Here is a 15,404-nt window from a genome sequence, read left to right on the forward strand (position 1 = left end):
CCGCGCACGCGGAGGGTCAGCGGTGGCGGCCCAGGTCCGTCTCGTACGCCAGCTCGCGGACCTCCCGGTCCGGGTGGCGGCGCAGGGCGACGACGGCCGCGCGGCAGGCGTCCGGCCAGTTCTGGCGGATCCCGACGGCGTTGGCCAGGGCGACGGCGAGGAGGCCCTCCACGAGGCCGCCGCCGGCGGCCAGGGCGCGCACCGCGCCGAGGACGGCCGCGGGGTCGCCGATCGGGTCGCCGTACTGGTGCGCCTCCTCCAGCTCCTCGGCCACCCGCGCCGCGAGGACCGGACGGCCCTCGATCGCCGCGACCAGCTCGCCGGCCGCGCGCAGGATCCCGGGTTCGGCCGCCCGCAGGTCGACCGCCCGGACGAGGAGGGCGGTACGGGTGGCGGCGGCCGCCGGTTCGTCCGCGAGGAGCCGGGCCAGGTCCCCGTCGAGCCGCCGGTCGCCGTGCCCGGCGACGAGGAGGGAGTGCAGCCGGCGGAGCGCCGGCAGGTCCCCCTCGCGGCCGCCGCCCTCCGGTTCGCCGGCCGCGACGAGGGCCAGCAGCCGGTCCACGACGCCGCGCAGGAGACTGCCGGGCGCCACGCCGCCGAGGGGATGCGGGAGACCGGACCGGGCCAGCTCGTTCAGCCCCCCGCTCGCCCGCCAGAGGTTCAGGGGCGTGGCCAGGTCGGTGTAGACGTCCGCGAGCGCCGCGCCGGCCGCCGGGGCGTACCGCGCCCAGTCGGCCAGCCGGTACAGGGCCGTGTTCGCCGTCTCCTCCCCGGCGACGGAGGGCAGCCGGGCCAGGAGCTCCCCGTACCGCGGCCGGTGGGCCGGCGGCAGGTCGGCCGGGCTCGCGTCCAGGAGCGCGCGACGGGCGGGCTCCGGCCCGTCGGCGACCGCCGCCTCCAGCAGGGCCCACATCTCCGGCGCCGGCAGCAGGGCCGGCGCCAGGCCGACGACGGTCGCGCGCACGTCCGGATGGGCGCCCGGAGCCTCGCACGCGGCGGCCAGGAGCGCGACGGCGGCGGCCGGCGGCAGGTGCCGGACGGCGAGCCGGGCCGCGGCCTTCCTGACGGTGACCTTCACCCCGCTCTCACGGGTCAGGACGTCGTGGAGCAGGGCCGTGACCTCGCTGGGCCGGGCGTGGGCGGCGGCCCGGCCGGCGGCCGACCAGGCCGCCGCGGCCCGGTCGTCGCCCACGTGGTCGAGCAGGGCCCCGAGGGCCGGGGCCGGTTCGTCCGCGCGGGCGGCCGCGTCGAGGGCCGCCGCCGCGAGCACGGACCCGGCGGCGCCGGCCGCGGACCCCGCCGCGCCGTCGTGCCCGGCCGCGTCGTCCCGCACCGGGGCGGCGTACCGCCGGAGCAGGGCCCGCCCGTGCTCCGGCACCGGGGCCACCGCCCGCAGGACCGCGGCCCGTTCGTCGATCCCCCGGCCCGGATCGGCGACGACGGCCGCCGCCAGCCGGACCGCCGCCTCCTGCTGCCCGGGCAGCCACCGGTCGGCGTACCGGAACGCCGGCAGCGGCCGGGGCGTGCCGGCCACCGGGAACCGGCCGCCCGCCGGCGGGTCCTCCACCAGGGCGCGGTCCAGCAGATCGGTGCGCTCCGCGGCGAGCACGGCGAGGACCTGCGGCAGGAAGACCGCCGAGGGCTCCCGCGCCAGGAGTTCGGCGACGCGGTCGCCGCGGGTCGCGGGGTCGGCGAGCCAGGCCGCGGCGACCTCGCCGTAGACCCCGTCCGGGCAGACGGCCAGGGCCTTCGCGAGCCGGTCCTGGAGTTCGGGGACCCCGTACGCGCGCCGCCCGAGCGAACCGGCCAGCGCGAGCAGGGACGTGACGTCGCCGCGGGCCGCGCTCCGGTCCAGCCACGGCCCGAGCGCGCCGACCAGGGCGCGTACGCCGCCGGTACGCGTCCGGGGGAGGCCGTCCAGGCGGCCGAGCGCGACCGTGCCGGTGTGCGCGGCCAGCGCCTCCAGGAGCCGGACGGCGAGCGGCGACGGCCCGGCGGGACCGGCGTGTTCGGCCTGCCCGGCGGGGTCCGCGGGCGGCGCCGCGGCGTCCGTGGAGAGCAGGGCCACGGCCAGGTCGCGGACCGCGTCGCGGGTCAGGGGGGAGCGGTCCCGGGCCGCCAGGGCGTTCCGGCACAGCCGCTCCAGGGACGCGGCGCCGGATCCTCCGGCCGGGCCGGCGCCGAGCGCCGCCACCAGCAGCGGTGCCGGCAGGCCGGCCACGGCGGAGAGGAACTCCCGGCGCACGCTGTCGCGTTCGCCCGCCAGGCGGCCGGCGGCGAGGGCGAGGACCGCCGCGACCTCGTCCGGATCCCCGCCGCGGCCGGCGTTGTCGACCAGCACCTCCCAGAGCGTGCCGCGGTCCTCGGCGTCATCCGTGCCGAGCGCGGCCAGCAGCGGGGGCCGGGCCTCGGCGGGGGGCAACAGGGCGCGCAGCCACCAGGTCTCCCGGTCCGGCCGGCCTTCGGCGGCGAGCGCGTCGAGGGCGGCACGGGCCCGGGCGTGCCGCTCGGCGGGCGGCAGCGACGCGAGGTCTCCCTCGCGCACGCGGACGTTCCCGCGCGGCGCGCCCGCGGCGACGACGGCGTCCACGAAACCGGCCCGGCGGGCCGGGGGCACCGTCCGCAGCAGCAGGTCGAAGGCGGACCGGTGGAACCACCGGGCCCCCAGCGCGGCCAGGGACGGAGGATCGGCCGCCACCAGCCGTCGCATCACCGCGGGCCCGGGCGTCCGCTCCCGACGGGCCGACCCCCGATCGGAGCCGGTGAACCACCGCGCGACGCGCTCGGCGTCCACCGCGACGAGCTCCCCCAGCCGGTCGTGGAGCGGACCGGGCAGGGTGTCGGGCCGGTACTCCTCCAGCAGCGCCAGCACCCGCTCCGGCGCGGCGGGCAGGGCCGCGGCCAGGGCCGCGGCGTACTGCCTCCACCACGCGTCGCGCAACCGCCCGCGCACAGAGCCGAGTTCGCGCTCCGCGTGATCGAGGACCGCGAGGGGGTGGCGCAGCGCCGGCGCGTTCCACTCCTCGGGCGCGAGCGCCCCCACGAGTTCGGGCAGCCACCGCGCGGCGAACTCCGGCGAGCAGCCCGCCAGCAGGCGCGCCGCGTCCCGGTCGCCGTACTCCGCGCGCACCCGGGGCACGAGCCGCTCGGCGAGCCCCCGCCGCCGTCCGTCGCGCAGCAGCCGCGCCAGGTCGGCGCGGACCACGGCGGGCGCGTCGTCGTACGCGGCCTCGACGGCGGCGTCCGGAAGGGCCAGGCGCCGCGCGCCGCGGAGCGCGTACCGGCGGACCACCGGATCGAGGTCCCCGAGCCGTGCCGCCAGGTGCTCCCCGTCCTCGGCGGCGAGGGCCGCCAGCGCCGCCAGCCGGCGCTCGTACGGGCCGAGGGCGTCCAACTCGGCGAGGAGCGGCTTCAGTTCGCCCTGCCGGGCGAGTCGGTGCGCGGTGACGGCGGTGAGCCGGAGCCGGGCGGAGTGGGAGAGGGGCGCGAGGGCGGCGAGCAACTCGCCGGCGGTGGAGATCATCGCGGGCATTGTGTCCCGAAGGGCCCGCCGGTGCCCAGCGAATATCGGCCCGGCGGACAGCGGACGGGCCTGGCGCGGGGCGGGGCTCCGGAGAGCACTCAGCCGGAGGCCGAGGCCGTGTCCGTGTCCGTGTCCGTGTCCGAGGCCGGGCCGGTGGACGGGGCCGGGTTCGGGGCCAGCACGCCGAACCACTGCTCGGCGCCGTACTCCTCGAACCGCTCCACCTCCGTGAACCCCAGCTTGGCCGCGAGGCGCATCGCGCGCTCGTTGGCGACCTGGGTGCTGAGCACCACCGGCTCGCCGGGCAGCGTGCCGGTGAACCAGCCGAGGGCCGCCGCGCACGCCTCGGCGGCGTACCCCCGCCCCCACGCCTCCGGCAGGAACAGGTAGCCCAGCTCGGCCTCCCCGCCCTCCGGGCGGACGTGCCCCGGCCGGTCCGCGCCGCGCCGGTCGAGCGTGATCATGCCGATCATCGCCCCGTCGAGTTCGACCACGAAGAGGCCGGGGCGCTGCCCGGGCACCTCCGGCACCGCCTTCTCGAGCTCGTCGCGCGGCCGGGAGCCACCTGTGTACGTGCCCACCTCCGGCGACGCGAAGAGTTCGACGAACGCCGCGCGGTCCCGGGCTTCGGAGCCGCGCAGGACGAGGCGTTCGGTCTCCAGGGGGGCGGGGGGCCAGGTGTTAGGTCCGAGTTCGGTCATGACGGGCAACCTAGCGCAGGCGCCTCGGGAGGCGAGCCGGAAGGGGAGAACCGGCCGTGCGCGGATGCGGGAAAGGGGGGCGACGGCCTCCGCACGCGTGGAGCGACCGCCTCCGCGCACCTCGGTGCGCGCGTCGACGCGCGCATCGGCCGGAAGGGCCGGCGATCACCCGGTTATGCTGCCTCGTTCCGGAGGCCAGCAGGAGGGAATCCCGTCATGAGCAGCGCCGTTCCGCCGTTCCCCGCCAGGATCGAGCTGAGGGGGGAAGGTCTCGTCCTGCGCGACTGGACCGAGGCCGACGTGCCCGCGATGCCGGACCTGTTCGACCACCCCGACATCGCGTACTGGACGCCGATCGTCTCGCCCTTCGACCACGCGGCCGCCGTCACGCGGCTCGAACGGGACCGGCGGATGCGGGCGGACGGCACGACCGTCCTGCTCGCCATCACCGTCGACGGCCACGCGCCGCTCGGCGAGGTGATGCTGCGCCGCCTCCCCGACGGCGGCGAGATCGGCTACGCCGTCGGACCGGCCCACCGCGGCCAGGGCCTGGCCGTCCGAGCGGTGCGGGTCATGGCCGAGTATGCTTTCGACGAGCTCGGGATGGAGCGGGTGGTCCTGGAACTGGAGGCGGAGAACGCCGCCAGCGTCGCCGTGGCCACCAAGGCGGGCTTCACCCTCCTCGACGTCCCCCTGATCGAGGGGGAGGAGAAGGGCCGCCCCTTCGTCCTGCAGACCTGGGGCCTGTCGCGCTCCTCCTGACGCCGTCGGCGCGGCCCGAGCCGCCGGACGACCGGTGGGAACGGCCGACAGGCCCGCGGATCAGGCGAGTCGAAGACCGAGCGGTCGGCGGATCGAAGGACCGTCGGGCGCGGTACGGGAACGGGAGCACGGTGTGAGCGGGGTCGGGGGACAGGACGGGGCGTCCGTGTCCGACGAGGAGTGGGAGCGGTTCCTCCGGGAGTCGGTGGAGGGGGCGGCCGGAGCTCCGGTGGAGCCGTCGGCGCGCGCCCGGGAGGCGGAGCGGCGGCTGAGGGAGAACCCCGGGCACCCGGAGGGCCGGCGTACGCACACACCGGCCCGGCCCCGGCGCGGGACGGGCCGGTACGCGGCCGGCCTGGTGGCGGCCGCGGCGCTCCTGGCGGTGGCGCTCTTCCCGCAGGAGGTCGTCGGGTGGTTCGGCGGCGGTGACGGCGGCGGCCGGGGCGGGACGCCGTCGGCCGCCGGGGCGGAGGGAGCGGGGGAGGCGCCCGGCGCCGAGGCCGCTCTGCGTCCCACCCTCGCCGACCCCTTCCGGGGCTCGCCCGCCGCCCGCTGGGCCGACGGGGCGGCGGGGATCGAGGTGCCGGCGGCCAGGGCGACCGGCTGGATGGACGCCGCCGGGGTCGAGCGGGCGCTGCGGCGGAGCCGCGACTTCCTGGTGGCCGCCGGGCTCGATCCCCGGGTGCTGCGCGGCGAGCGGCCCGCGAAGGCGATCGCGCTGCTGAACCCGCACCAGAAGGATGTCCAGGACTACCTCCGGGCGGCCCTGTCGCCGGCGGCCCCCACCCCCGAGACCGACCCGCTGCTGCTGTTCAGCCGCTTCCGGCCGGAGCAGGCGCGGCTGGTCGGCGACGTCGTCAAGACGCGCGGTCGGCTCACGTACCGGGAGGGGAGGCGGGGCGCGGTCGAGGTGACGGCGGACGTGACCTTCGTGTACCCGGTCACCCCGGCCGGCGGCGGGTCGGACGCCGAGGTGGTCCGGACGATCGTGCGGCGGGAAGTGGTGATGAGCTGGGACGACCCGTCCGAGGTCGTCACCCGGCCGGGCACGCTGTCCCTCGTCTCGTACGCGCTCGACATGACCAACGGGGGCTGCGCCGCCCCCACCGGCTTCTTCGTGCCGCCCTTCGGCGCGGCCCGCGAGCGCCCCGTCGACGAGAGCCGCCGGGTCGACCCGTACGACCGCACCAGGCCGATCGACACGGGCGACGGCATCACCACGGGCGAGGACTGCGCGACCGCCACCCGCTCCTAGCCCTGTGCCTGTCACGTCCGGGCAAGGGGCGAAGGACGCCGACTTCGCTTCCCCGCACGGCTGTTGACTTGCCACTCGCCGGTGCCGATGATCGCGCCCATGGCAGCTACCGCGGACGCGCTTCCGAAGTTCCCGCCCGGTTTCCTGTGGGGCGTCGCCACGGCGGCCCACCAGATCGAGGGCGCCGTCGCCGGGCGCGCGCCCTCGGTCTGGGACGCGTTCGGCGCCGGGGCCGGGCGGATCAGGGACGGCTCGACGGCGGACGTGGCCTGCGACCACGTGGCCCGGTACCGCGAGGACGTGGCGCTCGTCCGCGACCTGGGCGTGGACGCGTACCGCTTCTCGGTCTCCTGGCCGCGGGTGCTCCGGCCCGGCGGGCTCGACTTCTACGACCGGCTGGTCGACGAGCTGTGCGCGCAGGGCGTGCGGCCGGTGCCGACGCTCTTCCACTGGGACCTGCCGCTGGAGGTCGAGGAGGCGGGCGGCTGGCTGGAGCGCGACACGGCGGCCCGCTTCGCCGCCCACGCGGCGACCGTCGCGGAGCGGCTCGGCGACCGCGTCCGGAAGTGGATCACCCTCAACGAACCCGCCGAGCACACCCTCCTCGGCCACGCCCTCGGCGCGCACGCGCCCGGCAGGAAACTGCTGTTCGACGCGCTGCCGGTGGCCCACCACCAGCTGCTCGCGCACGGCCTCGCCGCGAACGCGCTGCGCGCGGCCGGCGCCACCGACATCGGCATCGCCAACTCGCACGGGCCGACCTGGCCCGCCTCCGGCGAGCGGGCCGACGTCGAGGCCGCCGACCTGTACGACACCGTCCTCAACCGGCTGTTCGCCGACCCGCTGCTCCTGGGGCGCTACCCGGACGGGTTCGGCGAGCTGATGCCGGGAGCCGACGTGGCCGCCGACCTGAAGGTGATCTCCGAGGGCACGCTCGACTGGTACGGGATCAACTTCTACCAGCCGACGAGGGCGGGCGCGCCCCGCGCCGAGGACGGCGAGTTCTCCGGGCTCGCCCTCCCCGCCGAACTGCCCTTCTCCGTGCGGGAGATCGAGGGGTACCCGGTGACGGACTTCGGCTGGCCGGTGGTCCCCGAGGCGCTCACCGAACTCCTCACCTCCTTCCGGGACCGCTACGGCGACCGCCTCCCGCCCGTCGTGATCACCGAGAACGGCTGCGCGTACGAAGCGCTCGACGACCAGGAGAGGATCGCCTACCTGGACGGCCATCTGCGGGCGCTGCACCGGGCGCTGGAGGCGGGCGTCGACGTCCGCGGCTACTTCGTCTGGTCGCTCATGGACAACTTCGAGTGGGCCGAGGGGTATACGAAGCGGTTCGGTCTCGTGCACGTCGACCACACGACCCAGAAGCGCACGCCGAGGGCCTCGTACGGCTGGCTGCGGGACGCGCTGCGGGCGCAGCGGGCATGACGGCCCTCGCGCTCGAGGAGCCGGCCGAACGGTTCGCGCCCGGCACCGGCCTGTCGGGGGAGGCGCTGCCCGCGTGGGTGACCGGCGACGGAGCGGCGGTGTCCCCGGTCGCGAACCCGCTCTTCGGCGCGCTGCTCGTACGGCGGATCGAGGGGTGGCCCGAGCGGCCGCGCCCGTGCGGGGCGGCGCGGGGCCGTTAGGCTGACGGGGTGACTCTGCTCCAGGACGGCGCCGCTCCGGATCCGTGGGACGCGGCGGCGCTGCGGCTGCTGGACGACCCGTACGTCTTCGTGGCCACCGGGCCCCGGCGGCACGAGGACTGGGCGCACGACGTCCACGCCGTGATGCACCGCGCGGTGGACGACCCCCGGGGCCGGCGCGGGCTGGACCCGGACCGGACCGACGACGTCCGCCACGCGCGGCCCGCCTACCCCTTCGCCCCGCCCGCCGCCGCCGAACTCCGCGCTCTCCTCCACCCCTTGGAGACGGAGGGGGCGGTCGGGGCCGTCGCCGTCATGGCCGAGGAGTGGCAGGGGGAGCTCCTGCCCGTCCGCTCCCGCCCCGACCGCGACGCCGTCCTCGCCGACGCCCGGACCCTCCTGCGGCGCTACGGACCCGCCGCCCGCTACTGGACCAACGCGCTGGCCGCCGCCCACGACCCGGCCCCGGACTTCGTCGCGGCGGGACTCGCCGGCACCCGTTCCCACCCCTTCGCCACCACCGAGTACCTCAAGGGCCTGGACATCTTCGAGGACCTGGGCGTGATCGCGGTGAGCGACGACGAGGTCGGCGTCTTCTGGTCGTTCGGCGCCTACTGACGGCACGGACCCGCGCGACGGCACGCGCGCACCGACAGCGCGCGCCCCCTGACGGCACGCGCGTCCCGGTCCGACCGGGGTCACGCGTCGAGGACAGGCTGGGCGGCGGCCGCCGCGGCCGCCGGGTCGGCCGCCTCGATGGCCGCGAGCAGCGCCCGGTGCGCGCCGGCCGTCGAATGGCGCATGCCGTCGGGACCGCCCTCGCCCTCCACTTCCCGCTCGGCCGCGCCGAACGGCACGGCCGAGCGGTGGAACTCCCGGAGTCGGTGGGCCCGGCCGAGCGCCACCGGCCCATGCGCCCGGCCCAACTGTCCGGCGGCCGGCGCCCGACCGGCCGCACCCGGCCGGACTGCCGGCGACGCCGTACCGTGGCAGGGCCGGGCGACCCCCGCCCTGCCACGGCGTCACCCCCGCCCCCCTTCCCGCACCATCGGAGACCACGCATGCGCACCCTCGTCACCGCGAGCCACGTGATCGGTTACGACCCCCGGACCGACGACCACGTCCTGTTCCGGGACGCCCAGGTCGTCTACGAGGGCTCCCGGATCGTCCACGTGGGCCACGGCCACGACCCCGCCGCCTGCGACGAGGTCATCGACGCCGGGCAGGCGGTGGTGGGACCGGGCTTCGTCGACCTGGACGCGCTCGCGGACATCGACCACGCCCTGCTGGACACGTGGCACGCGGACGAACGGGGCCTCGAGTGGTCGCGGGAGTACGTCCAGGCCGGCCCGGCGGCGGTGTTCGACGCGGAGGAACGGGCGTTCATCCGCGCGTACGCGCTGTCGCAGCTCCTCCGCAACGGCATCACCACCGCGATGCCCATCGCCGCCGAGACGCACTCCGACTGGGCGGAGTCCTACGACGACCTGGCGGCCACGGCCGCCGCCGCGGCCCGCCTCGGCCTGCGCGTGTACCTGGGCCCCAGCTACCGCAGCGGCGTTCCGGTCGTCACCCCCGACGGGGAGCGGGACATCTGGTGGGAGGAGGACAAGGGTGAGGAGGGCCTGGCCGACGCGATCCGTTTCGTACGCGACTTCGACGGCGCCCACGACGGCCTGATCCGGGGCGCGCTGCTGCCCTGCCGGATCGAGACCCTGACCCCGGAACTGATGCGGGCGACCGCCCTCGCGGCCGAGGAACTGGACTGCCCGGTACGGCTCCACTGCCTCCAGGGCACCGGCGAGCTGCGCCGTCTGGCGGCCCGCCACGCCACCACCCCGCTCGCCCTCCTCCGGGAGACGGGGCTCCTCGGCCCGCGGCTGCTGGTCCCGCACGCGATCTACATCGGCGGCCACAGCCAGGTCGACGCCCCCTACGCGGGCGAGCTCGACGAGCTGGCCACGATCGGGGGGATCGTGCACTGCCCGCACACGATGGTCCGCTACGGCGCCGCCCTGGAGGACTTCGACCGCTACCGCGCGGCCGGGGTGACCATCGCGATGGGCACGGACTCCTTCCCGCCGGACATGATCCGGAACATGGACTACGGCACCAACCTGTCCAAGCTGACCACCGGCCGCCTGGAGGCGGGCAGCGCGGCCGACTACTACCGCGCGGCCACCCTCGGCGGAGCGCGGGCCCTGGGCCGCACCGACCTCGGCCGCCTCGCCCCCGGCGCCCTGGCCGACCTGGTCGTCGTCCGCCTCGACCACCCCCGCACCGGCCCCGTCGACGACCCGGTCCGCACGATGCTCATGAACACCTCGGGCGCCGACGTCGACACCGTCGTCGTCAACGGCCGCACCGTCCTGCGCTCCGGCACCGTCCCCGGCATCGACGAGCCCGCCTGGCGCACCCGCGCCCAGGCCCTCTTCGACCGCATGAAGGCCGCCTACACCACCCGCGACTACCTCCACCGCCCCCCGCACGCCCTCTTCCCCCCGTCCTTCCCCACCGCCCCTGAGCGGCGGTGACGGGCCCTGCCGCCCCGGCCCCCCGCCGGGGCGGGGCCGGTGGGCCGACCGGGTGATGTCGGGGCGACGCGCGGCGGTCACCGGTCCGGCGGATCGATTCGCCTCCCGCCCGGCTCCGTAGGGTGGCCCCGATCCTTGATCATCTTCGGAAGGGACCCCTCCTGCCATGAAGCTGCGCTCCACCGTCGGCGCCTCCCTCGGCGCCCTCGCCCTCGTCCTGTCGACGGCGGGTTCGGCCCAGGCCGCCCAGGGCGAGTTCCACTACAAGTACGTCGACGGCTACGGCAAGGAACACCGCGTCACCCTGCACGACCCGCACGGCGGCAAGTGCATCAACCTGCACGCCGTCGGCGACGACGAGGACCTCCCCGGCTACGGTCCGCACAACGCCACCGACGCCGCCGTGACCGTCTACCTCGGCGCGGGCTGCCAGGGCCCCGAGTGGCGGCTGAGGGCCCACGGCAAGCCGGCCAAGGACACCCTGGAGGTCCGCTCGGTCCGCTTCGACGCCCCGCTCGCCGAGTAGGACGGCGGCCCCCGTCCGCACGGGCCCGTCCCCGGCCCCGCCGGGGGCGGGCCCGCGCGGTTGACTTGGAGCGCGCTCCAACGCCTAGCGTCCTGGGTGACGACCCCGATCTCAGGAGGCAGCATCATGGACGACGTCCCCACCCGGTACCTGGGCGACCTGGCGGTCTCCGCGCAGGGCCTGGGCTGCATGGGCATGAGCCACGGGTACGGCGCCGCGGACGACACGCGGTCCCTCGCCACCCTGCACCGCGCCCTCGACCTCGGGGTGACCCTCCTGGACACCGCCGACTTCTACGGCGCCGGGCACAACGAGGAGCTGATCGGCCGGGCCGTCGCCGGACGCCGCGACCAGGTGGTGCTGGCCACGAAGTTCGGCTTCGCCAACCGGCTGGGCGAGCCGACCCTGATCCGCGGCGACGCCGCCTACGTCCGGCAGGCGTGCGAGGCGTCGCTCCGCCGGCTCGGGGTCGACCACATCGACCTCTACTACCAGCACCGGGTCGATCCGCGGGTGCCGATCGAGGAGACCGTCGGGGCGATGGCCGAACTCGTCCGGGAGGGGAAGGTCCGCCACCTCGGACTGTCCGAGGCCGGCGCGGCCACGATCCGGCGGGCGCACGCGGTGCACCCGATCGCCGCGCTGCAGAGCGAGTGGTCGCTGTGGACCCGCGACCCGGAGGCGGAGGTCGTCCCGGTCTGCCGCGAACTCGGCATCGGCCTGGTCCCGTTCTCCCCGCTCGGGCGCGGCTTCCTGACCGGCCGGTACGGCTCGCTCGACGGACTGGCCGAGACCGACATCCGCCGTGGCCAGCCGCGTTTCGCCGACGGCAACCGCGAACGGAACCTGGCGATCGTCGCGAAGCTGAACGAGCTCGCTGGCGCGAAGGGGGTCACCGCCGGCCAGCTCGCCCTGGCCTGGGTCCAGCACCGGGGCGACGACGTGGTGCCGATCCCCGGCACCCGGCGGGAGCGCTACCTGGAGGAGAACCTCGCGGCCCTGGCCGTCGAGCTGTCCACCGGGGAGCTCGCCGCCGTCGAGGCCGCCGCCCCGCCCGGGCAGGTCGCGGGCGCCCGCTACGACGCGACCAGCCTCGCCTTCGTCGGCGGCTGAGCCCGCCGCGCCGCCGGAACGCGAACGGGGCGGGCCGGTGTCCCCGGACTCCGTCCGTGACACCGGCCCGCCCCGTTCGCACGGCTCAGCCGAAGGTCCGGCGCTCGCAGCTCAGGGAGACGCTGTCGTTCACGTCGGCGACCACCTGGTCGACGCCGGTGCCCTGGTTGCCGTCGCAGATCACGGCGTCGTTGCCGCGCACGCCGTCACGGACGACGATCGTGTCGTTGCCGGCGCCGGTGGCGATGAAGTCCGGGCCCGTGCCGGCGTTGACGGTGGCGTTGGCCCGGACGGACTCGGAGATGAACAGGCTGTCCCCGTTGTCGCCCAGCGAGATCTGCAGCGTGGTGACGCCGGGACCGCAGTCGGCGGAGATGGTGCTGCCCGCCAGTCGCCGGCACCCGTTGAACGCGGCGATGCCGGACTGGTCCTCGACGATCAGGTGCCCGTTGGCCTGGTTGATGCCGATGGTGACCACGTTGGCGACACCGCTGCGGGCCGCGAGCTGGACCGTGTTGCCGAAGCGGACCACGGTGGAACCGGGCGGTTCCTGCGCGGCGGCGGGCAGGGCGAACGCGGTCATGACCATGCCCGCCGCCAGAGCGGGGGCGGCGGCGCGGGCCAGGGCACGGGGGGCGAGCTTCATGCTGTCTGTTCTCCTTGCGTGAGGAGTGCGTGGGGGAGGAGCACCGGAGTCGGCGCCCTCGACGCCAGAAGAACACTAAGTAATCGTTCGTGCACTGTTGGTTACGGACGTTCGGGTGTCGGCCCGACGCCCGGGGGAGGCCCATCGGGTGACGGCCTCCCCCGGGCCCGGGTTCACCGGGACAACTCCTCGAGCGCCAGGACGGCGAAGGAGTGGTCCTGCTCCGGGGCGCCGCCGCCGACGCCGAGGGCACCGACGAGGCGGCCGTCGCGGTGGACCGGCAGGCCGCCGGCGATGAAGAGCAGCGGCCGGTCGAGGGCGGTGGGCAGCGAGTGGAACGGGCCGTCGGGCTTGACCAGGTCGACCAGATCGGCTGTGGGGGCGCCGAGCTGGAGGGCGGTGTACGCCTTGCGGGTGCTGGTCTCGCCCGAGATCAGCACCGCCCGGTCGTCGCGGCGGAAGGCGAGCAGGTGCCCGCCGGCGTCGAGCACGGTGACGCTGACGGTGACCCCGGCCGCCTCGGCGGCCCGGCCGACGGCGGCGATCAGCCGCTCGGCCTCGACGGTCGACAGCGGGGTGACGGTGGTGGTGCTCATGGCGCTTCTCCTGGGAGGTGGGGTACGGGGGGTGGGGTCAGTGGTGCACGGGGGGGCGGACGGGGGTGCCGGGGACCTCGGCCGGCGTGGCCGCGGGGGCACGGCGCTCCAGCGCGGCGGACCAGAGGGCGAGGCCGAGCGCCGCGGCGGCGAGGACGGCGCCGACCCAGTTCGGGGCGGTGTAGCCGAAACCGGCGGCGATGACGAGCCCGCCGAGCCAGGCGGCGAGCGCGTTGCCCAGGTTGAAGGCGCCGATGTTGACGGCGGAGGCCAGGGTGGGCGCGCCGTGCGCCTGGTCGAGGACGCGCTTCTGGAGCGGCGGCACGGTGGCGAAGCCGAGCGCCCCGACGAGGAGGACGGCGAGCGCGGCGAGGACCTTGTTGTGGGCGGCCACGGTGAACAGCGCGAGGACGATCGCGAGCCCGCCGAGGGTGGCGTACAGCAGGGGCATCAGCGCGCGGTCGGCGTACCGGCCGCCGAGCAGGTTGCCGAGGAACATGCCGATGCCGAAGAGCACGAGCAGCCAGGTGACGGCCCCCTCGGAGTACCCGGCGACACGGGTCATCATCGGCGCGATGTAGGTGATCGCGGCGAAGACGCCGCCGAAGCCGAGCACGGTCATCGCCATCGCGAGCAGCACCTGCGGATTGCGGAAGGCGGTCAGCTCCCCGCGCAGCCGGGCGCCCTCGGGGCGGGGCATGGCGGGGACGAGCTTCGCGATGCCGAGCAGCCCGACGACGCCGAGGGCGGCCACGATCGCGAAGGTGGTGCGCCAGCCGACGGCCTGCCCGATGAAGGTGCCGAGCGGCACGCCCACGATGTTCGCCACGGTCAGGCCGGTGAACATGGTGGCGATGGCCCCGGCCTTCCTGTCCGGCGCGACCAGATCGGCGGCCACGACCGAACCGATGCCGAAGAACGACCCGTGGGCGAGCGAGGCGACGACGCGGCCGGTCAGCATCAGTCCGAAGTCCGGCGCGAGCGCGGAGACCAGGTTGCCGACCACGAACAGCCCCATCAGCAGCATGAGCATCCGCTTGCGGCTCACCTTGTTGCCGAACACGGTCAGCACCGGCGCGCCGATGACGACGCCGAGCGCGTACCCGGTGACCAGCAGGCCCGCGGTGGGGATGGTGACGTCGTACTCGGCGGCGATCTCGGGCAGCAGCCCCATGATCACGAACTCGGTCGTGCCGATGCCGAAGGCCCCGACCGCGAGTGCGAGGAGGGCGAGGGGCATGGCCCGCCCCTTCCCGGAATTACTTGAGCGATCCCTTTGCATGCTTCGACAATAGTTGCAGACGCGCCATAAGCGCAAGCGAGGGTAATCCGTGTGCTCGGTATGACGGTGACGGCAAGCAGAAGCGCGCCTCCCGCGGGACGCCCACGTTTGCGACCGGAGGGAGGGGTGAGGCGCAGGGGTGACGGTGTACGCCCCGAGACAGGAGGAACCAGTCATGTCGCTGCTCGACGGACGGCGCGTCCTGGTGCTGACCACGAACTACGGCACCGAGGAGCAGGAGCTGCGCAAACCGGTGGAGGCGCTGCGCGAGGCGGGCGCCCGCGTCACCGTCGCCGCTCAGGAGCGCAAGCCCGTCCAGACCCTCGTCTCCGACCGGAAGCCGGGCGCCGAGGTCGAGCCCGACGCGACCCTCGCGGACGTCGAGGCCGGGGAGTTCGACGCGGTGGTGGTGCCCGGCGGCACCGTCAACGCCGACACCCTGCGCACCGACGAGGACGCGCGACGGCTCGTGACCGCGTTCGCCGAGGCGGGCAAGCCGGTGGCCGCCATCTGCCACGGCCCCTGGCTCCTGGCCGACGCAGGCCTCGTCAAGGGGCGGGAGATCACCTCCTACCCCTCGCTCCGCCCGGACCTCTCCCACGCCGGCGGCAGCTGGATCGACCGGGAGGTCGTCGTCGACATGGACGGCGGCTTCCCCCTGATCACGTCCCGCCGGCCGGACGACCTCGACGCCTTCTCCTCGGCCCTCGTCCAGGCCGTCAGCGCCCCGGCCCCGGCCTGAGAGCCTGAGACGAGCCGGCCGCCGGACCCGGGCCGGGGGACCGGCCGGGACGGCGGCGGCCTGCGGCGCCCGACGACCGGGAACGGGAACGGC

At 76.1% G+C, this 15,404-nt stretch carries 15 protein-coding genes; 9 read left to right on the forward strand and 6 right to left on the reverse strand.

Features of this window, described 5'->3' with window-relative positions; all coding sequences use genetic code 11:
• Nucleotides 1–16 precede the first annotated feature (16 nt).
• Together AB0E83_RS15760 and AB0E83_RS15765 are read right to left on the reverse strand one after the other, a co-directional pair.
• Nucleotides 17–3,523, reverse strand: coding sequence for a hypothetical protein (locus tag AB0E83_RS15760; RefSeq protein ID WP_362110881.1), 3,507 nt, complete (start codon nt 3,521–3,523; stop codon nt 17–19).
• A gap of 98 nt (nt 3,524–3,621) precedes the next feature.
• Entirely contained in the window at nt 3,622–4,224 is a 603-nt protein-coding gene (locus tag AB0E83_RS15765; RefSeq protein ID WP_362110884.1) for a GNAT family N-acetyltransferase, read from the reverse strand.
• 216 nt (nt 4,225–4,440) lie between these two features.
• On the opposite strand from AB0E83_RS15765, the gene AB0E83_RS15770 reads away from it, so the two are divergent.
• From AB0E83_RS15770 to AB0E83_RS15790, 5 genes are all read left to right on the forward strand, one after another.
• Entirely contained in the window at nt 4,441–4,986 is a 546-nt protein-coding gene (locus AB0E83_RS15770; protein WP_362110887.1) for a GNAT family N-acetyltransferase, read from the forward strand.
• 166 nt (nt 4,987–5,152) lie between these two features.
• A complete protein-coding gene (locus tag AB0E83_RS15775; protein WP_362110890.1) occupies nt 5,153–6,241 on the forward strand; it encodes a hypothetical protein in 1,089 nt (362 codons plus the stop codon).
• A gap of 87 nt (nt 6,242–6,328) precedes the next feature.
• Nucleotides 6,329–7,672: a GH1 family beta-glucosidase gene (locus tag AB0E83_RS15780; RefSeq protein WP_362110925.1), complete on the forward strand. Its 1,344-nt coding sequence runs from the start codon at nt 6,329–6,331 to the stop codon at nt 7,670–7,672.
• On the forward strand, nt 7,669–7,872 hold the full coding sequence (locus AB0E83_RS15785; RefSeq protein WP_362110893.1) for a hypothetical protein: 204 nt from the start codon (nt 7,669–7,671) through the stop codon (nt 7,870–7,872). The genes AB0E83_RS15780 and AB0E83_RS15785 overlap by 4 nt, the downstream gene beginning before the upstream one ends.
• 9 nt (nt 7,873–7,881) lie before the next feature.
• Nucleotides 7,882–8,490, forward strand: a complete 609-nt coding sequence (locus AB0E83_RS15790; RefSeq protein WP_362110896.1) for a hypothetical protein — start codon at nt 7,882–7,884, stop codon at nt 8,488–8,490.
• An 80-nt stretch (nt 8,491–8,570) separates the two neighbouring features.
• Here AB0E83_RS15790 and AB0E83_RS15795 read toward each other — a convergent pair whose 3' ends face one another.
• Nucleotides 8,571–8,777: a hypothetical protein gene (locus AB0E83_RS15795; protein ID WP_362110899.1), complete on the reverse strand. Its 207-nt coding sequence runs from the start codon at nt 8,775–8,777 to the stop codon at nt 8,571–8,573.
• Between the two features lie 156 nt (nt 8,778–8,933).
• Here AB0E83_RS15795 and AB0E83_RS15800 point away from each other — a divergent pair, with 156 nt between their 5' ends.
• The 3 genes from AB0E83_RS15800 (at nt 8,934) to AB0E83_RS15810 (ending at nt 12,045) form a co-directional block, all read left to right on the forward strand.
• Nucleotides 8,934–10,406 carry a chlorohydrolase family protein gene (locus AB0E83_RS15800; RefSeq protein WP_362110902.1) on the forward strand — a complete coding sequence of 491 codons (1,473 nt, stop codon included), beginning with the start codon at nt 8,934–8,936 and terminating at the stop codon, nt 10,404–10,406.
• A 166-nt stretch (nt 10,407–10,572) separates the two neighbouring features.
• Nucleotides 10,573–10,932: a hypothetical protein gene (locus tag AB0E83_RS15805; protein ID WP_362110905.1), complete on the forward strand. Its 360-nt coding sequence runs from the start codon at nt 10,573–10,575 to the stop codon at nt 10,930–10,932.
• A 126-nt stretch (nt 10,933–11,058) separates the two neighbouring features.
• Nucleotides 11,059–12,045 carry an aldo/keto reductase gene (locus AB0E83_RS15810; RefSeq protein WP_362110908.1) on the forward strand — a complete coding sequence of 329 codons (987 nt, stop codon included), beginning with the start codon at nt 11,059–11,061 and terminating at the stop codon, nt 12,043–12,045.
• A gap of 85 nt (nt 12,046–12,130) precedes the next feature.
• Here AB0E83_RS15810 and AB0E83_RS15815 read toward each other — a convergent pair whose 3' ends face one another.
• The 3 genes from AB0E83_RS15815 to AB0E83_RS15825 form a co-directional block, all read right to left on the reverse strand.
• Nucleotides 12,131–12,691 (reverse strand): hypothetical protein, encoded by a 561-nt coding sequence (locus AB0E83_RS15815; RefSeq protein ID WP_362110911.1) that lies wholly within the window; start codon nt 12,689–12,691, stop codon nt 12,131–12,133.
• Between the two features lie 173 nt (nt 12,692–12,864).
• Nucleotides 12,865–13,287 (reverse strand): heme-binding protein, encoded by a 423-nt coding sequence (locus tag AB0E83_RS15820; RefSeq protein ID WP_362110914.1) that lies wholly within the window; start codon nt 13,285–13,287, stop codon nt 12,865–12,867.
• Nucleotides 13,288–13,324: 37 nt separating this feature from the next.
• A complete protein-coding gene (locus AB0E83_RS15825; protein ID WP_362110917.1) occupies nt 13,325–14,527 on the reverse strand; it encodes an MFS transporter in 1,203 nt (400 codons plus the stop codon).
• Nucleotides 14,528–14,744: 217 nt separating this feature from the next.
• On the opposite strand from AB0E83_RS15825, the gene AB0E83_RS15830 reads away from it, so the two are divergent.
• Nucleotides 14,745–15,311, forward strand: a complete 567-nt coding sequence (locus AB0E83_RS15830; RefSeq protein WP_362110920.1) for a type 1 glutamine amidotransferase domain-containing protein — start codon at nt 14,745–14,747, stop codon at nt 15,309–15,311.
• Nucleotides 15,312–15,404 lie beyond the last annotated feature (93 nt).

This window comes from Streptomyces sp. NPDC035033 (genome assembly GCF_040636735.1).
In the GTDB taxonomy this organism is placed as follows: domain Bacteria; phylum Actinomycetota; class Actinomycetes; order Streptomycetales; family Streptomycetaceae; genus Streptomyces.

Excerpts from the sequence above, each read along its gene's own strand:
- AB0E83_RS15830 (WP_362110920.1), top strand. The coding sequence starts at position 14,745 with ATGTCGCTGCTCGACGGACGGCGCGTCCTGGTGCTGACCACGAACTAC.
- AB0E83_RS15800 (WP_362110902.1), top strand. The coding sequence starts at position 8,934 with ATGCGCACCCTCGTCACCGCGAGCCACGTGATCGGTTACGACCCCCGG.
- AB0E83_RS15820 (WP_362110914.1), bottom strand. The coding sequence starts at position 13,287 with ATGAGCACCACCACCGTCACCCCGCTGTCGACCGTCGAGGCCGAGCGG.
- AB0E83_RS15765 (WP_362110884.1), bottom strand. The coding sequence starts at position 4,224 with ATGACCGAACTCGGACCTAACACCTGGCCCCCCGCCCCCCTGGAGACC.
- AB0E83_RS15770 (WP_362110887.1), top strand. The coding sequence starts at position 4,441 with ATGAGCAGCGCCGTTCCGCCGTTCCCCGCCAGGATCGAGCTGAGGGGG.
- AB0E83_RS15810 (WP_362110908.1), top strand. The coding sequence starts at position 11,059 with ATGGACGACGTCCCCACCCGGTACCTGGGCGACCTGGCGGTCTCCGCG.
- AB0E83_RS15805 (WP_362110905.1), top strand. The coding sequence starts at position 10,573 with ATGAAGCTGCGCTCCACCGTCGGCGCCTCCCTCGGCGCCCTCGCCCTC.
- AB0E83_RS15825 (WP_362110917.1), bottom strand. The coding sequence starts at position 14,527 with ATGCCCCTCGCCCTCCTCGCACTCGCGGTCGGGGCCTTCGGCATCGGC.
- AB0E83_RS15815 (WP_362110911.1), bottom strand. The coding sequence starts at position 12,691 with ATGAAGCTCGCCCCCCGTGCCCTGGCCCGCGCCGCCGCCCCCGCTCTG.
- AB0E83_RS15785 (WP_362110893.1), top strand. The coding sequence starts at position 7,669 with ATGACGGCCCTCGCGCTCGAGGAGCCGGCCGAACGGTTCGCGCCCGGC.
- AB0E83_RS15760 (WP_362110881.1), bottom strand. The coding sequence starts at position 3,523 with ATGATCTCCACCGCCGGCGAGTTGCTCGCCGCCCTCGCGCCCCTCTCC.
- AB0E83_RS15780 (WP_362110925.1), top strand. The coding sequence starts at position 6,329 with ATGATCGCGCCCATGGCAGCTACCGCGGACGCGCTTCCGAAGTTCCCG.